Source organism: Aphanothece microscopica RSMan92, from assembly GCF_046613545.2.
In the GTDB taxonomy this organism is placed as follows: Bacteria; Cyanobacteriota; Cyanobacteriia; order PCC-6307; family Cyanobiaceae; genus NIES-981.
On record NZ_JBKKKY020000271.1, the window covers coordinates 1 to 763 of the forward strand.

The 763-nt window shown below is 63.4% G+C and carries 1 protein-coding gene; it reads left to right on the forward strand.

Going from position 1 to position 763, the window contains the following annotated elements:
- Window positions 1–714 (forward strand): IS3 family transposase (locus tag ACLD7X_RS17445; protein ID WP_411424958.1); only part of this gene is annotated, 714 nt, incomplete at its 5' end.
- Window positions 715–763 lie beyond the last annotated feature (49 nt).

Here is a 763-nt window from a genome sequence, read left to right on the forward strand (position 1 = left end):
GCGGCCATCGAGGAGCAGAAGCTCAGGCGGCGGATCCGGGAGCTGGCCCGGCGCCATGTGCGCTGGGGCAGGCGACTGGTCTACCGCCGGCTGCGGCTCGAGGGCTGGGGCGTCAACCACAAGCGGGTGCAACGGATCTGGCGGGAGGAGGGGCTGCAGCGGCCCCTGCCGCGCCGGCGCAAGCGCTCTCGCCCTGCCAGCGGCTCAAGGGAGTTGCTGCGGGCCGAATACCCACACCACGTTTGGGCGATCGACTTCCAGTTTGACCAGACGATGGATGGCCGGACGCTCAAGTTCTTGAACGTGGTGGATGAATTCAGCCGCGTATGTCTGGCCATTCGGGTGAACAGGCGCTGCAGGGCTGTGGATGTGATCGACACAATCGAGGAACTGCTCAGGCTGTATCCACCAACCACGCACCTGCGCATGGACAATGGCCCTGAGTTCATTGCCCATGCCTTGCAAGAATGGTGCACAGGCAGCGGTTCTGGCACGGCCTACATCGAGCCAGGTTCACCCTGGGAGAATCCATTCGTGGAGTCGTTCAACAGCCGCTTCCGGGATGAGTTCCTGAATATCGAGCTGTTCGCCTCAGTGCCAGAGGCCAGGCGGTTGGCAGAGCAGTACCGGATGGAGTACAACACCTACAGACCGCATTCGGCGCTCCAGGGGCGTACGCCCCTGGAGGTCCTCCAGCAGTGGAGAGCGGCCTGACGACCCACCAGCTCTCAGAAGAACTGGACCAGCAATGGGGGTCACGTCA